General features: G+C 38.6%; 10 protein-coding genes. 2 read left to right on the top strand and 8 right to left on the bottom strand.

Annotated features, from left to right (window positions below):
- Window positions 1-33: 33 nt before the first annotated feature.
- The 4 genes from EFY79_RS09805 to EFY79_RS09790 all read right to left on the bottom strand — a co-directional run bounded on the left by EFY79_RS09805 (window position 34) and on the right by EFY79_RS09790 (window position 9,664).
- Complete coding sequence (locus tag EFY79_RS09805; protein ID WP_123120530.1) at window positions 34-3,297, bottom strand: SusC/RagA family TonB-linked outer membrane protein; 3,264 nt, start codon at window positions 3,295-3,297, stop codon at window positions 34-36.
- Window positions 3,298-3,564: 267 nt separating this feature from the next.
- A complete protein-coding gene (locus tag EFY79_RS09800; RefSeq protein ID WP_123120529.1) occupies window positions 3,565-5,079 on the bottom strand; it encodes a SusD/RagB family nutrient-binding outer membrane lipoprotein in 1,515 nt (504 codons plus the stop codon).
- 20 nt (window positions 5,080-5,099) lie between these two features.
- Window positions 5,100-8,336, bottom strand: a complete 3,237-nt coding sequence (locus EFY79_RS09795; protein ID WP_123120528.1) for a SusC/RagA family TonB-linked outer membrane protein — start codon at window positions 8,334-8,336, stop codon at window positions 5,100-5,102.
- A 359-nt stretch (window positions 8,337-8,695) separates the two neighbouring features.
- Entirely contained in the window at window positions 8,696-9,664 is a 969-nt protein-coding gene (locus EFY79_RS09790) for a bifunctional riboflavin kinase/FAD synthetase (RefSeq protein ID WP_123120527.1), read from the bottom strand.
- Between the two features lie 187 nt (window positions 9,665-9,851).
- On the opposite strand from EFY79_RS09790, the gene EFY79_RS09785 reads away from it, so the two are divergent.
- Window positions 9,852-10,988, top strand: coding sequence for an AIR synthase related protein (locus EFY79_RS09785; RefSeq protein ID WP_123120526.1), 1,137 nt, complete (start codon window positions 9,852-9,854; stop codon window positions 10,986-10,988).
- Window positions 10,989-11,007: 19 nt separating this feature from the next.
- Here the strand turns inward: EFY79_RS09785 and EFY79_RS09780 are convergent, their stop codons facing one another.
- Window positions 11,008-13,455 carry an N-acetylmuramoyl-L-alanine amidase gene (locus EFY79_RS09780; protein WP_123120525.1) on the bottom strand — a complete coding sequence of 816 codons (2,448 nt, stop codon included), beginning with the start codon at window positions 13,453-13,455 and terminating at the stop codon, window positions 11,008-11,010.
- A 108-nt stretch (window positions 13,456-13,563) separates the two neighbouring features.
- Entirely contained in the window at window positions 13,564-13,923 is a 360-nt protein-coding gene (locus EFY79_RS09775; protein WP_123120638.1) for a BlaI/MecI/CopY family transcriptional regulator, read from the bottom strand.
- A 247-nt stretch (window positions 13,924-14,170) separates the two neighbouring features.
- On the opposite strand from EFY79_RS09775, the gene EFY79_RS09770 reads away from it, so the two are divergent.
- Window positions 14,171-14,860 (top strand): cell division ATP-binding protein FtsE, encoded by a 690-nt coding sequence (locus EFY79_RS09770; protein ID WP_123120524.1) that lies wholly within the window; start codon window positions 14,171-14,173, stop codon window positions 14,858-14,860.
- Here EFY79_RS09770 and EFY79_RS09765 read toward each other — a convergent pair.
- Window positions 14,844-15,758: a glycosyltransferase gene (locus EFY79_RS09765; protein ID WP_233577970.1), complete on the bottom strand. Its 915-nt coding sequence runs from the start codon at window positions 15,756-15,758 to the stop codon at window positions 14,844-14,846. The two genes, EFY79_RS09770 and EFY79_RS09765, sit on opposite strands and share 17 nt — an antisense overlap.
- Window positions 15,759-15,997: 239 nt before the next feature.
- Window positions 15,998-17,104, bottom strand: a complete 1,107-nt coding sequence (locus tag EFY79_RS09760; RefSeq protein ID WP_233577969.1) for a glycosyltransferase — start codon at window positions 17,102-17,104, stop codon at window positions 15,998-16,000.
- Between the last annotated feature and the right edge of the window lie 10 nt (window positions 17,105-17,114).

The following is a 17,114-nucleotide window of genomic DNA, read 5'->3' as shown; positions in this document are numbered from 1 at the left end:
TTTAATTTGCCAATAAATTACCTGGTTGAATAATTATAACTTTATTTTCAGGGTCAGTCCCATTGACATGGTGCCGGGCATGTTAAAATAATCTATCCCTTGTGCGCTGGTGGCGCCGGTAAGGCTTGTTTCAGGATCAATTCCTTTATAGGGAGTCCATACAATTACATTCCTGACAAATGCACCCAAAGATGCACCTTTTATGAATCGCTTTTTAGTGATTAGTGATGAAATATCGTAAGAGAGACTGGCTTCTCTTAATTTAATATAAGAAGCATCCTCAATAAATGCTTCATTCAAATTACCAAATCCACCGCCATTTCCCAAATACCAATCTTCACTCAAGGGGACAGCATTCGTATTGACAGCCCCAGCGCCCGCTACTTCGTTTCCACTGCCATCATCGTGCACCAGCTCGCCTGCGTCATTCAGATGTCCCAATACACCTTTAAACAGGTGCATATCTCCCCTGTTATTTGTATTATCCGATGTGCCTATGGCAGTCAACGAGCCCCTGGTGCCGTTCCACATTTTTCCTCCATGTTTCCAGTCAAGCAAAGCATATAATGAGAATCCCTTGAAACTAAATGTATTTCCAAATCCCAGAAGGAATTTGGGATTCGTATTGCCAAGGAATTCCTGAACCGCAGGCGCTATTGGATAGTATTGCGCATCGCCTGGCCTGTCTTCGACAACTATATTCCCGTTTTTGTCACGCTCATATCCAAAACCAAAAATGGATGCCGCACCATATCCTGCAATCTGTGCAATTGTGGTTCCCGTAAACCCGTTCAAGGTAATTTGTGACACGCCATCGGCTAACTTCAATATTTTATTTTTATAGTGGCTGAAATTTATAAAAGCATCCCACCTGAAGTCTCCGGACTGTATCGGTGTTCCGGTTAATTGCAACTCTACGCCTTTTGTTTCAATTGAACCAGAGTTAATTACCTGAGAAAGATAGCCGGTGCTTGAGGCAAGGGGCGCACTAACAATAAGATCCTGCCCTTTTGAATAATAACCGGTTACATCCAGACCTAACCTGTTTTGGAAAAATTTTAAATCCAACCCTGCCTCATAAGAAGTAGTTTTTTCCGGTTTCAAGTCAGGGTTGCCCAGCGTAGTTACCCTTCCAAAACCGGGCACTCCATCATTGGGATAGGTTATCCCTGAAGTATAACCATCAGCAAAATTTAATTTTGTGTAATACCCGTTCAAAGCAAATGCGGGTGCATCTTTTCCTACCTGTGCAGCCGAGAGCCGGAGTTTACCAAAACTGAGCACATTTCCATCCTGCAAGCCTCCCAATTTTGTAAATACAAAACTTAAGTTTGCTGATGGGTAGAAGAAAGAATTTTTATTCCGCGGCAGCGTGGATGACCAGTCGTTTCTTCCGGTTACTTCAAGGAATAAAACAGATGCATAGTTAAAATTCAGATCAAAATAAGCCGAAGCTCTCCTGTATGGCGTAACAAAATTTGAAGATTTTACTACTGTTGCATTATCCATATTGTTATAATCGGAAGCAACAAGTCCATCACCCTGGGTATATATTTCATTTAAATTGTTTGCGTAAAGGTTGTTTCCAATTTTACCATCAAATTTAAGGTTCCCCGACAACTCTCTCGAATAGGCCAGAATGAGGTCTGAATTTAAGCTGTTATAAGTATACCTGTCATAAAAAATCCGGCCATCTGAGTACGCACTGGATCCTATATCATAATATTGTTTACGGTTATCCTGGTAAGTGTCGGTTCCTAACCGGTAAAGAGCGCTAAATCCGGCACCTATGTTATAATCCAACTGAATGTTACCAATTAACCTGTTCAGATCTGTGGTATATGGCGTTTTATTGAGCGTCCAATAGGGATTATCATAAATTCCTAACTCGCCATTGAATCTATAAGATCTCTGAAGTCCGGCATATTGACTGCCAATAGGAAACAGATACGCTTTTGGGTCTGTGGCATCTGTAGCTCCGTTTGAATTGTCAAAATCAATAGGCGTTCTGGTTAGCCCAAGCATGATCCCTGAGGTATTACTTCCGTTTTGAGGTTGCGTACTATTGCTCCTGGTATAGTTTAGATTGGTAGAAACTTTAATTTTTTCGGAGAGATTCAAAGAGCCGGCAAAGCTCACAGAGTTCCGTTCAAAGTATTGAGTCGGAACAATTGATTTTTGGTATAGGTTAGTATAACCTACTCTGTAAGTTGCAAGATCATTTCCCCCGGAAAAAGAAATGGAGTTGGTATAAGATGGCGCAGTTCTGAAAAAACTCTTCATGTTATCATAAGGAACAAAGGGAATTTTTCCTTTTGAATCGGACTTTCCAACCAATGTGCCGTGGACGTCAAAATCGTCAGGAACGCCTGTCCATAATAATGTATCCGCCCTGGCTCCCCAGGAATACCTGTTGGAGGAAGGGTAGGCACCAATGGCACCGCCGGAACCTTTTATCCATTGATTCTGTAATCCAGGATACCTGTTAACCTTGTCAAAATTAACGGTAGAGCTAAAATCTACCTGAATTTTACCGGCTTTGCCGCTTTTAGTCGTGATGATTATAGCACCATTAGCTGCACCAATGCCATATAGTGCGGCAGCAGCAGGACCTTTAAGGACCGTGATGCTTTCTATATCATCAGGGTTAACATCGGCGCCCCGATTGGTATTTGTTGCTCCAAACAAAACATTATTTGTACCGTCTGAAGGGTCGCCGGAATAATTTTGGCCATTATCTATAGGAACGCCATCGATTACAAATAATGGCTGATTATCACCGGTGATTGAATTGGCGCCTCTAAGCTGGATATAGGCCGATCCGCCGGGTGTTCCGGTGGACGATGTAATCTGCACGCCGGCAATTTTACCTGAAAGCGCCTTGATAGCATCTGTTTGCCCGGCTTTTTCTATTGCATCAGCATTAATAGTCTGAGCAGCATATCCCAAATCATTTCGATTCCGTTTTACGCCTAATGCTGTCACCACTACTTCATTCAACCTTCTGGAATCCGTTTGTAAGGTTACATTAATGCTGGTACGATCCCCAATTTTGACATTTTGTTCTTCAAAACCTATCCCGGTGAAAACAAGTGTGGCATCCGGACTCACAGTTAATCTAAAATCCCCTTTTGTATCAGTTGCTGTTGCTATGCCAGAACCTTTCACTTGTACAGTGATCCCGATTAAGGGGCTTCCATCGGCAGAAGTAACATGCCCTTCCACAACGCGAGTTTGTGCATTAGCTACCAGTCCGCTGAAAATAAGCCCAATAAATAATAGAAAAATATTTTTCATACGAAAAGTTTAATTAAAAGTTTGCAATGTAAAAACACCTAAAAAAACAAAATGATATTAATAAACAAATATTAATAAAATGTTATGACAAGGTAATCCCGAAATCTGCTGCTTTGATTCTGAAGATTCACCAAAAAAAATCTGACTTGAACTCAAAAATCTGCCCTAAGATTATATTATATCAAAAAACTCTTCGGCATTTAAAACGAAGGGGCTGCCTTTTTGAGGCAGCCCCGGCAACAATCGTTAAACAAATTTGGCTAATTTTTATTTTGCCCACCACAATTTGGCAAACATCGAATTATCTTCTCCGTCTTTTGTATACTTTGCAGCAGCAGCTTTTTCATTTGTTGGATTCAAACTTATTTCATCTGACCCATAGGGGTATCTCTGAGGTATACCCGTAGACGTTCCGGGAGCCGGAGTTAATTCAGGAAGGCCTGTTTTTCTCCAGATAGCCCAGGCCTGCTTACCGTCAGGATAAAATGCAATGTATCTCTGCAGAATTATTTTTTGTTTGATTTGATCTGCGGATCCACCAGCCAATGAAACTTCAGGCTTTGCCATGTAACTGTTAAAGGAAGCATCAGTATACACATCCCACTGTTTCCAGGAAGCTTCTATCCCTTTGGAATAATCCGTGGCCACGTCTTCTGAGGTCCAGCCATAGGAGGCTGCCTCAGCCCTGGCTAACCAAATATGCGCTGCTGTAACAAGAAACATCGGGGACTGATCATTATTGTAATAATCAGAGCTCATTACAAATGCCCATCCGGGATGACTATCTGCCCAATTGGTGGCATCATCACGGGATAATCCGTAAGGAAAACCGAGTTCTGTGGAAGCAAACATTTTAAGACGGGCATCGCCCATTGACTTTAATTTGTTTACAAAAAACTCTGACGGAGAAATGTCTTTTCTTTGAATTACATTATAGTATTCATAAAAAGGATTAGGAAAGGACCCACCGGGATAATCTAATTCAGCATTTTCAGCATTATCTTCAATTACACCGGCGTTTAAAGCGTCGTTGAATTCAGTTTTTCCAGTATTCGGATCTACCACTGACATTCTGAGAGATATCAGGAGGCGTAATGAATTCGCAAATTTCACCCAGCCCGCCTTATTTCCGGAATATAAAAGATCGCCCTGGGGCATGTCTCCCTCATCAAATTGTGTTGAAGCCTCTTTCAACTCTTTTAATAAATCCGCATACACATCCTGCTGGGGGGTATAGGGCAAATTAGGATCGCCTTGCAAGGTTCCGGTATAGGGAATATCTCCGTATTCATCTGTGATCATCCAGAATAAGTACGCCTTCAGTATACGGGCCACTGCTATCTGGTTTGCATTTGAGCCGAATTTTGCCGCTACTTCTTTAGTAGCATCATCTGAATTATAATTAATGATAGTCTGAAGATCCATCAAATTGGCCCGCGCTATGCCGTAATTATCACTTGTATTTGTGCTTCTACCGGCGTAATACATTGTCCAGTCATAATTCACAGGCAAATATTGGGATTCCTCCGTGTATTGTGTTTGGGAAAAGTATTGCGCATACATAGCGGGCACAGAAGTATTCCGGTAAAAATTACCATCAAATATCCAGTTGCCTAATCCGGAAGTCACATTTGTCAACAACGCTGATGGCACAGGAGTGGTTGGTTTGCCCGGGTCAAGATTGATATTTCCAAAATCGCCCAGTTGCTTTTGGCAGCCCATGCCTACCCAAACCAGTAAGCAAACAACAAAAAGGTATTTAAAATTTATTTTATTTTTCATAATATTTTCAATTTAGTCTCTTAAAAATTAAGTTTCAGTTCAAATCCAAGTGAGCGTGTGCCGGGATATTGTGCATTAGATCCGGCAGTTACGGAAACTTCTGAAGGATCAAAATTTTTGTTCTTATTATAAATCAACCAAGGATTGCGTGCAATAACAGAAACGACAGCACCATTTAGCCAGTTGGCTCCCCACTTCTTAACAGGCAATTGATATCCAAGGCTAATTTCTCTCAACTTAACATAAGTAAGATCATGTATGTATCTTTCTGCAGAAGCTTGCAGAAAACTATGAAAGTATCTCTGCGCACTCATGTAAAAATCGACGGGTTTGCCATCAGCAGCGTCAATTCCTTTCACATGAACCCCGCCTCCGTCTGCCACTGCATCTCTCACATTTTTACCTTTGTCGTTTGTAGCAGCGGTTGTAGCAAGTAATCCGGAATATTCACCCCAGTTTTCATCAAGAGAGAAATATTTACCTCCCACCTGGTAGTCTATACTGAAATTGAAAACGAAATCTTTGTAGGTGAGGCTATTTATAAGTCCTCCATTCACCTTTGGCACTATTGATCCCCAATGCTTTTCAGGATCCAGGATGTTAGTTGCCCTTGTTGGATTTCCATTAGCATCTTTTGTTACTTTATACAGGTACAGGCCAGTTGCTGAGTCTCTTTTTGCTCCTCCACCAATCAATTGCCCCCAATCTTTACCTTTTTCCTGGTAAGCTTGTAACGCAAAATAAGCGCTGGCAAAAGTAACCTGTCCGGACATTGGAATGCGCTGCTGGTCGCCGAATAAATTCAACACTTTATTATGTAATAAATAAGAGAATGTTGCATTAATATTCCAGGAAAAATTCCTGGAAGCTATTGGATTGACATTCACTTCAAACTCAAGCCCTGTCCTTTCAATGCTGGCAGCGTTTACTACTTTCGAAGTAAATCCGCTGATTCCGTCAATGGTTACAGAAATTGGCGCTTTATCATTAAGCTCATGATAAAAAGTAGCTTTCAACCCATAACGGTTATTAATAAACCTTAAATCTAAACCTGCTTCATACGTTGTAATTAAAGAACCTTTCAAATTTGGATCGGGCAAACTATTAGGCGTTTCTATAAGAAAGTTCCCGTTCCATGAAAACTGGTTAAGGTTATAGGCCAGGTTATTTTGATAGATTCCCAAAGCAAGAGGCTTCTTACCCCAGCTTCCGAAAACCTTTCCAAAACTCAACCAGGAAATGCCCGGGCCAGTTAATTCACTAAATACAAATGATACGCCCGCTGAAGGAGAAAGTAAGCTATTATGATCGGCAGGCAATGTAGAATACCAGTCGTTTCTAACAGTCAGGTTAAGATTGACTATTTTATTGTAGCCAAAATCACCAGAAGCAAATAGTGAATTTGTTTCTGATTTTTCGCGAAGGTTCGACAACGACGGTTGCGCCTTGGAATTGGTAATTGCATATAAATCATCAATGTTCAAACCTTGTTGGGTGGCCATTACCATGCTCATATAATTGGTAGTGTTTTTATTGGCACCACCAAGCACTGACACATCAAAATCACCAAACTTTTGTTGATAATTGGCAAGCAATTCATAGTTGTATTCCTGGTAGTCTGTTTCCTCAGGTTGATAGGATGCCAGGACACCGGTTTGATTGGCGCTGTGTTCAACAATTGACTTCGTAATATATGAATTCCTGGTTGTTAACTGGTTCTTGCGAACTGTGGCCCGTATATTGAAATTATTGTTTAGTTTATAGGTTAGGTGTATATCCCCGAATAACCTGTTTCTATAGCGCGTATAATCAACATTGTCGAAATAGGAGAACGGATTATACCAAAAGTTACCGGGCCAAAAACTTGCCGGATCAGCCGGATCGTATGAATTTGGATTGCTGGTAAAATTCCAACTGGCCAGGGTTCCTATTGGAGAAAGGAAATTTTTAAATTCTCTTTCAATTCCCATATCCAAATCGCGGTGAAACCATTGGTTGAACGAGCCACTGGAAAAATTACTATAGTCATCATTAAATTCCCCATTAATATTCTGTGTATTAAAAGTAAGATTAGCACCGGCATTAAAATGAGGATTTAAATCATAAGAAACGCTGGTAAAAAAATTGTTTTTTGAAGAATTAGAATTTGGTAACATACCCTTAATACTCTGATTAGAATATGACAGGCGGAAATTGTAATTATCTCCGCCTTTACTGAAAGCGATATTAGAGTTAGTAGTAACTCCTGTGTTATAAAAATCGCGAACATTATCAGGCTGAGGAGTAAGTTTTGCTGTTTTGAACGAATATTTTGTTCCGGGAAACCAGGCATACCATGGAATATATTCCTGTCCTTCCATTTTCGGTCCCCAGCTTGCATCATCTGTATAATCGGGGTATCCCTTTCCATCTAATGCTTTCCAACCTTCGGGCATACCATCCTGCCAATGGAAGGTAATCAGGTTAGCGGAGGCGCCGCCGGCATACAGGTTTTGATATTGAGGAAGGATATAAACCTTATCAAAAGTTACGCTTTGGTTTACCTGAATTCCCACACCCTTTTGTACCCCTTTTTTGGTAGTCATCACGATGGCTCCGTTGGACGCTGTACCACCAAAAAGCGCTGTTGCGTTGGCCCCTTTTAGTACGGTCACTGATGCTATGTCATCCGGGTTGATATCAAACGAATTAACCACGGTACCGTCTACAACAAATATGGGCCCCACATCGTTAAGAGACTGACCACCGCGAATACGCATAAACCCTTCCCCGGCAGTATTCAATTTCATAGGAGACTGGCCCCGGAATTGCACTCCCGCAACTTTTCCCGCGAGTGCATCAGTTATGTTGGAATGAGGAATTACGTCTAATTGCTCCTGGCTTATCACCTGGTAGCTGTTAGAGGTAGTTCGCTCGTCTTTTTTGATTCCAAATGCGCCGGTAACCACCACTTCCTGTAAGGCCACCTGGTCGGTTTGCATCTGAACATCTAAAAAATTGCCGGCGCCCACTGTGACTTCAGTTGTTTTCATGCCAGTGGCAGAAATTGTCAGCTTATTGCCTGGGTTGGTCTTTAAAATAAATTTCCCATTTGCATCGGAAGCCACACCTGTGTTGGTGCCTTGAATAACTACCGTAGCGAATGGGACTGGGTTACCATTTTGGTCTGATACTTTTCCGGAAATGGTCTTTTCCTGGGCAAATGCCAATGCTCCGCTGAGCATCAGCACTGCAAAGAGTGCTAGAAATTTTCTCATGTGTATATATTAAAATTAAAGTTGCAACGTTGGTGTTTCTGAAACCTGAGATTGTTAATAAAGGCTTAAAGGCTCCATAAAACCGGTTAATACCTCGTAGGACAACTTTAACATTCCTTTCGCTGCATTATTTTATAAAATAATTAAAAATTAATCAGATTATATTAAGATTTTTAATGTAATGCGCATAAAATCAGCTTTTAATGCGAATTTTCGAAATGCGGAAAATCATCAGCTAAGAGTTATATTCTCTTCTTTTCAAAAATGGGCTTACAGATTTGATAGTTTATAATCTTCCTGAGAAGACTCAGAATATTAAAATTGATTATTTATTGGTTTACCGTCAGGAAGAAGAATAATTATTTAAGCAAGTTGCGCGATTTAATTTCATCGCGATAAATCTGGTTTTTTAATTGCTCCATGGTGGCAAATTTCTCTTCGTTTCTTAAAAAATATTTTACATACACACGCACAATTTTTCCATAGATGTCATTGCTGAAATCGAAAATATTGACTTCGATGGTGCGCCTGTTGTCTTCAATGGTGGGCCTTACCCCAATACTCATCATGCCCTTATGTGAGGACTGAGGCGCAAATGCGCTGCCGTCGTTTTGCGTATAACCGCCTATCTCAAGCGTAACAGCATATATTCCATTTTCGGGTATCAGCTTATTCTTGTTTTTAATTTCCAGGTTTGCGGTTGGATACCCAATTGTGCGGCCCAGCTTATTTCCGTCCACTACTTCTCCTTCAAAAAAATAATCATACCCAAGGCATTCTTTGGCCGTTTCCAAATCGCCCTTCTGCAGGGAAGTACGAATTTTGGTAGAGCTGATAGTAATGTGGTTCAAAACATGTTCAGGAATTTCTTTTACTACATAGTTAAACTCTTTCTGGTATTTTTCTAACAGCCTGTAATCGCCGGTGCGGTTATTTCCAAAGCGATGATCGTATCCTATTATAATCGTCGTGGGGTTAAATTTTTTTACCAAAAAATCTGAAATATATTCTTCAGCGGTTTGATTTGAAAATTCAAGCGTAAAGGGAACGACCACCAAATGATCAACGTTTTCCCTGGCAATAAGTTCTGTTTTTTCAGAAAGCGTGGTCAGCAATTGAATGGACGGGCGGTTTTGATTTCGGCTGAGCACCATCCTGGGATGCGGATCAAAAGTGATGATAACAGATTCACCATTATTAATTTCAGCCTCTTTTTTTAGCTGGTGAATTACCTGCAGGTGGCCGGTATGCACCCCATCAAAAGTACCAATAGTAACTGCGGCGTTTTTAAAAGCAGGTAAATTGTTTATATCTCTGTGCACTTTCATAAGAGATTCGCAAGTTAAAGGATAAATAAATAATTTGAAGATGGAATATTCGGTGTGCCATCTTACTTTTACGGCCAGTAGAGGTAAAAGGGTGAGAGGTTGAGAGCGTGTGAAAGTGAGAGAGCGCACCAACTACTAACTATTAACCAGTAACCACCAATTAACCGAATAAACAAATAAACGAATAATGTCTTTATATTCCCAACGTGGTGTTTCGGCTCAAAAAGAGGAAGTGCATGCCGCTGTCAAAAACCTGGACCATGGATTATTTGCCAATTCATTCTGCAAGATTTATCCCGATTACCTCGGTAATAATAATGAATTCATCAACCTCATGCATGCCGATGGCGCAGGCACCAAAAGCATCCTGGCCTATTTATATTGGAAAGAAACAGGAGATATTTCAGTATGGAAAGGTATTGCACAGGATGCCATCGTAATGAATCTTGATGATTTACTATGCGTGGGGATATACGATAATATCATTTTTAATTCCACAATTGATAGAAACAAAAATCTTATTCCGGGAGAAGTGTTGGAACAAATTATCAACGGTTCGCAGGAATTTTTTGAGCTGGTAAAAACTTTCGGCATCAACATTCATTATCTCGGCGGAGAAACTGCAGATGTGGGCGATGTGGTACGAACAATTGCCGTGAACGGAACAATGGCGGCCCGTTGGCCAAAATCAAAAATTATTTCGAATGAAAAGATAAAAGCCGGAAATGTAATTGTAGGCCTTGCTTCTTTTGGAAAAGCGAGTTATGAAAAAAATTACAACAGTGGTATTGGAAGTAACGGCCTGACTTCAGCGCGACATGATATTCTTGAAAAGTTCTATGCAGAAAACTATAAGGAAAGCTTCGATAATAATTTACCCGGCGATGTAGTTTACATCGGTAAAAACAGGATTAAAGATATCCCGGCGATACTCTCTCCTACCCGCACGTTTGCGCCCTTACTTAAAAAAATATTGGAAAACGATTTTGACAAAGTTTTCGGCCTCATCCATTGCAGTGGTGGCGGACAAACAAAATGTTTAAAATACATTCCTGAAAATGTACGCGTAATAAAAGACAATTTATTTGCGCCGCCGGAAATTTTCAAAAAGATCCAGGAAGCCAGCAAGGCTGATAACCGTGAAATGTACCAGGTGTTTAACATGGGCTGCCGGATGGAAATTTATACAGATGAAGATTTTGCCAAAAATATCGTTGTACTGGCATCCGGATTTAATATTGATGCTCAAATCATTGGGCGGGTGGAAGAAAGTGAAAAGAAGGAATTGGTGATTGAGGCAGATGGGAATAAGTTGTTATTTTAGGTGGAAGACATTTAAATTTTTACTTTGATTTATTAATAGGTACGACAAATAAATTACTTCCTTTGGGAAGCACTTCATCATTCAACGCAAAAGTCACCGGTTGTATTAGATAGGAATTTACAACATGCCCGTTTTGTTTGGCCGGAATCCAATTGGGAACATCTTTCATAGCATTTACCGCTACCTCAGCCAATTTACTTCCTTTCATAGTTATCGCCTGAACATTAATTGCTTTTCCGTTTACATCAACAATAAATCTTACTTTACAGGTACCCTCGCTATTTTTATCAGCTATTAATTCATTTCCGTTTTTTTTAATAACGCCCGAAATATACTTTAGCCATGCAAGTTGGCCTCCCGGGAATTGCGCTTCATGTTCTACTTTGGTAAAAACTTTATCAGGCATCGTATCCTTCGCTGAAGAAATAGAGATTTTTTTCTTTGTAACAATTTCTACAGAACCATCTTTTCCTTTATCTCCATATTTTTTTATAGCGCTTTCTCCTTTAAGGACATTTATTGATTCAATTCTTTTACCAGGAATCTTATTTAACTCCTCTTTTGAAGATTCTTTGCCATCAATTATTATCAAAGGATTTCCGGGAATATTAAATTTAGTAGTGATTTCGATCACTCCGTTTTTTCCTTTATCGCCATACTTATCGGTTGCCTCTTTGTCTTTAAGAATATTAACGCTCTCTATACTATTTGGATCTAAGTCTTTTCCTTTTTTGTCGGTTGAAATTTTACCATCAATTACAAAAAGTACATCTGATTTAAAATAAGATGGTGGCAAACCTGGCGGCGACGGAGGTGGAATAAATCCTCTTTTTAAAGCTTCCTCTTTTGTGACAATTTCTGTAGAGCCATCGTAATTAGTCGCTTCTACTTTTTTATCATTAGCAAGATATTGAGTAAGTTTCAATTTTTTCCCTTTATAGTAAATTGGGAACGGAATTGAATCCGTTTGCGAGGTTGGGATTGAATCATTTATAGCAATTTCTGAAACATTGACTGCTAATGAGGAAGCGTAATTATTAATCGCAGTCAGAATATCTTTTGCAATTTTCTCCTGGTTGCCATCTTTGCTTATAAATGCAATATCATTTGAATTGGTCATATAACCGCATTCTACAACCGCCGCGGGACAAGTGTTTGAATCAACAACTACAAGTCCTTTGTTTCTTATTTTAATCTGGTTATTTGTTTTATAAGTTGCTTTGATTTCATTGACTAATGCAGAAGCAAGTAGTTCATTCTTCTTTGTATTATTTCTATCAATCAAAACAGAAAAACCACTTAATTCTTCGTTTACTGCTCCATTCACATGGATGGAAACAAACAAGTCTGCATTATGATTCTTTGCAAATTGGACCCTTTCTCTTACAGGAATAGTTTGGTCATTATCCCTGGAAAGCAAAATATTTATGTGTTCGTTTGTATTCAATGCGGCAATTTTTTTTGCTATTGAAAGTGTAATATCTTTTTCTTTCAAACCACTCGCAGAATGGGCGCCATTGTCATCTCCACCATGCCCCGCATCTATCACAACAGTAATTGTTTTTCCATCATAAAAATTTACATTGTTATTTTTCACTTTCAATGTAAAAGCAAAAAAAACAATGGCTGCCAATGGCAAAACGAGTAAGCGGCTATAGTAGCTTACTTTCGGATTTTTATTTTTTGTGAGCATCATAATTCTTCTTTTTAAGGGTGAGTAAAAAAAGCGGTTGCCAATAGAAAAATTTTGTCCCGGATAAACGGTTTGCAATATCATTTCTGCGAAAGCATTGATATCACTGTCTTCCAGGGCTTCTTTGTCGGCAATAAATTCATGAATCATGTACAATTCTTTTCGCATCAGCCAAAAGATTGGATTGATCCAGAAAAAGATTAAAACAAGATTCATAAAAATCTTATCGTAAGAATGTTTCTCTTTTACATGCGCTATTTCATGATTAAAAATTTGTTGTCCGGACCTGGAATGAAGATCAATCGCATTGTTCCAAAAGATGGATTTGAAAAATGAAAACGGAGTTCCTTTTGCATTCGTGTTAATGAAACTGATGTCTTCAATTTTAGTTGCGGGATATTTTTTCTTCATCTGTTTTATTTTATATAACGAAACAAAAAAGATGATTAAAAAAATTACAGAAATGAGCAGATACGCCGTTTCAGCAAGATTTTCAGTATTCATTTGAAACCCACTGTTTTTACTGTATTCAATCACGGCTTCATCGCCATAGCTTATAGTTTGCAGCATTTGAACAACTGTTCCTTCGTCGTTATTCTTTTGAAAAATATTAATCTTCATCACCGGGGCAACCAAAGAAATGACGACCGCTGCCAACAAGTAAAAGCGGTTCCAGCGATGAAAAACTTTGTTTCTGAGCGCTAAAAAATAATAGCCGCATAAAATGCCGGAACAGATGATCACTTTTAATAAATACCATGCAAGGGTTATCATGATAAATGTTTTGAGGCCGACACCGAAGTGCAGACCGGTTTAATTTTTTATTTTTCTACCACAAGCAGCACTTGCAGCCTGACCTGCGGGGCTGACTACGGCTGACAGCTATTTTCCTTTTTTCAATTTCTTCACAAGCATTTCCAATTCTTCAATGCTCAGGCTATTTTCTTTTACCATTGATGAAACAATATTGCTGAATGAGCCTTCATAATATTTTTTCACTAACGATTTTACCCTTCCTTTTGAATAAACATTTTTGTTGACCAGGGCAAAATATTGATGCATTCTTCCAATGACTTCAATTCCTACAAATTCTTTTTCCACCAATATTTTTAAAATGGTGGCCACCGTATTTTGATGTGGCTTCGGCTCGGGCATTGCATTGGTAATATCTCTTAAAAATGATTTTCCAATACGCCATAGCACCTGCATCACCTCTTCTTCCGCTTTAGTTAATGTTTTCATGTTGCTCGCCTTATTTTTGATTTTAAAAACCAAATATAAACTAATTTTATAGTTTACAAACTATTTTTTTAGTTTGTGTGAAAAAAGATAATATCAAGCTTATGTATGCGCTTACTGTCAGCAAGTTTATTTTGAAAACAATAAAGAAAAGGTTGTATTTTAACAGATGTATAATAATTGTTTTTCAGAAAATATAATTAAGCCTTTAACTTTACCGCGGTGAGAGAAAAAAGGTAACCATTCATTTATGCCGGAAGCAATTGTAGAATTAAAAAATGTAGATATTTACCAGGGCGATTCCCTGATTCTTTCTGATGTAAATATTACGGTAAGCCGCGGTGAATTCGTATATCTCGTTGGAAAAACTGGAACCGGAAAATCAAGCCTTCTAAAAACGTTGTATGGAGATCTTGATTTTAGGGCAGGTGAAGGAAAAGTGGTAGGATTTGATCTTAATGACCTTGGCTGGAAAAAAATTCCATTTCTCAGAAGAAATCTTGGTGTTGTATTCCAGGATTTCCAGCTATTAACAGATAGAAATGTAAACCAGAATCTGAAATTCGTATTAAGGGCCACGGGGTGGAAAGATGACAAGCTAATGGATGAAAAAATTGCTGATGTGCTGGATAAAGTAGGTCTTAAAACCAAAGGGTTTAAAATGCCTTTTGAGCTTAGCGGCGGCGAGCAGCAAAGAATTGGTATCGCCCGTGCACTTTTAAATTCTCCCAAATTATTATTAGCCGACGAGCCTACAGGAAATCTTGATCCTGAAACGTCGGATGAAGTAATGCAACTGCTTTTTAGCATTTGCAAAGACTATGGCACCGCCATTATAATGGCCACACATGATTACCCGGTTATTCTTAAATTTCCTGCAAGGACCATCAAAACCGAACGTGGCAAAGTTTATGACAACGCATCTATAGCCACTTCATAAGCTGCCGGGCATTTTTTTCCTTGTCAAATATGGGCAAAAGGATTTTTTTTCTTTTCTCAATTTCCTTTTCTGTAAACGATACCTGAAATAATTGATTAATTAATCCGATATAATCACGGGCTCCTTCTGCCCTATCGCACAGAGATTCGAGGCCTGTATCCTGCACAGAACTATGATTCGTAATTATAAACCTGCCGGTAAAAAGTGCGTGCAATAATTTTATTTTTATCCCTGTTGAATTAAAAGAAGGCAGTAAATGAATATGCGCATCTCGTATTAATTCTTCCATTTTTTTATGAGAAGGATTTGAAATTAATTCAGCATTCTTATTTTTCTGAATTTCATTTTGTAGAAGACGCGAAGGGTTTTTCCCTGCAATGATTAAGGGAACATTCAAATTAAGAAACACATTTTGTAAAAGCCACAATACTACTTTCTCATTTTCTGCGACTGATAAATTTCCATGATACAAACAAAAATCTCCTTTCCCGGTTTGTGATGCCACGCCATTAAAGGGCAAAAAAACCGGAAGAAATTTGACGTCCGTTGCATTAAACACCCGTTGATAAGTACGTACATCTTTTTGATTTACGGCAACCAATCTTGCTTTTTGCGCAATTGATTTTTCATACTTCTTCAGCAATTTACTTTCTAACACGTAGTACATTTTTTTAAAAAAATGATTTGCTGATTTAGCCAGTTGCCGGTAATATTCAAATTCGACATTATGCAGGCGCACCAGCACTTTACGGCTATTTAATTCACCATGATACAAATAATATGTGCAATGGATTCCTTCCAATAATATGGGATATTCATCTTTTAAAAGATTTTTTAGCAGCTTCGAACTGATCCGCGAACTTACGATGTATGGTATTTTCAACAGAGTTCCATTCATCAATGTGTTCCGTTTATAGTAGAAAATATTTTCGCAATATTCTTTTAGTTCATCTTGTTGGCAACGGCCATATTCAAAACAGTGCAGTTGGATTTTTATTCCCAGCTTATGCAGGGTTTTTATTTTATAAAAAAGATCAAACACACCACCATAATCAGGAGGATAAGGAACATCAAGGCACACGATATGAAGATGCGAAAAACTGATGGCTCAATTACTTAATTGGTGAAAATAAAATCTTAGTTATTTGTTTGCCTGCTGCATTTATTCAATTGCTCATAAAAATAAAGTAATTTCTTTTGCTCATTTTGCCAGTTGTAAATTTCGCGCGCTTTTAAGCAGTTCCGCTTTAGCCGCAAATACAAATCCCTGTCGTGCAAAAGCAAATTTGCAGCCCGGGAGATAGATCCGGGTTCTAAATTGTCAATTAAAACGGCGACTTCAAATTCGCCATTTATTTTTTTATACTCCGGAAAATTCATTGTGATTTGCGGAATGCCATTTTGGATATAATCAAAAAATTTATTTGCCAATGACAGGTATTGATTATGGCCGGTCATTTCTACCAAATTGAGACCCAGGTAAGAATTTACTGTAACAGCATCTAATTCAGAAGGGAAAATTTGTCCCCTGAATTCTATTTTATCCCGGAGTTGATTTTTGTAAACCAGTTTTTTAGCCTGTTCAAAAAAGTTACCATCTCCACAAAGTATCAATTTTGCAGGTATAGACTTCATCGCAGGAATTAAATATTCAAATCCCCTGCCCTCGTTTACACTACCACGATAGATTATATTTTTTGATTCGAAAGCTTTTACCGGCAACGTTTTCAATAGCGGCATGTTCCTGATAACCGCATATTGCACACGGTAATTCTCGTTGAAAGCATTAGCAATACCTTCACTTACTGTATAACCGTTTTTAAATTTTGGAACAAAAGTTTTTTCAATAAAATGCCAAAACCGATAAATTTTTGGACGGGTAATAATTTCTTTTTGTTGCGAAAAATATTCATGCGCATCATATACTCTTGTTTTTCTTTTCAGCATCGAAACAAAATAAACAGGCAAAATAGTATCAAGATCAATGCAACAAAAAATGTCTGGCTTTTGAAATAAGAGGAAAAAAAATAATTCCAGGTTGTAAAAAAAATAAAATCCAAATCCTTTTTCCACATTCACCCGGATTCTTTTTTGTCTATAGTTTTGTTGCTGCAAAGGCGCCGACTTTTTAAAGCGCGTTCCGACAAGTGTTACATTATAGCCTGCATCGGAGAGTGAATTGCAAATGCGTATCATCCTGCTATCATAGTTCAAATCGTTTGTTACGGTAAAAATTATCCGCATGATATGATTT

The organism is Hanamia caeni, assembly GCF_003721595.1.
Classification (GTDB): Bacteria; Bacteroidota; Bacteroidia; order Chitinophagales; family Chitinophagaceae; genus Ginsengibacter; species Ginsengibacter caeni.
This window is presented reverse-complemented; position numbering and strand designations above follow the sequence as displayed.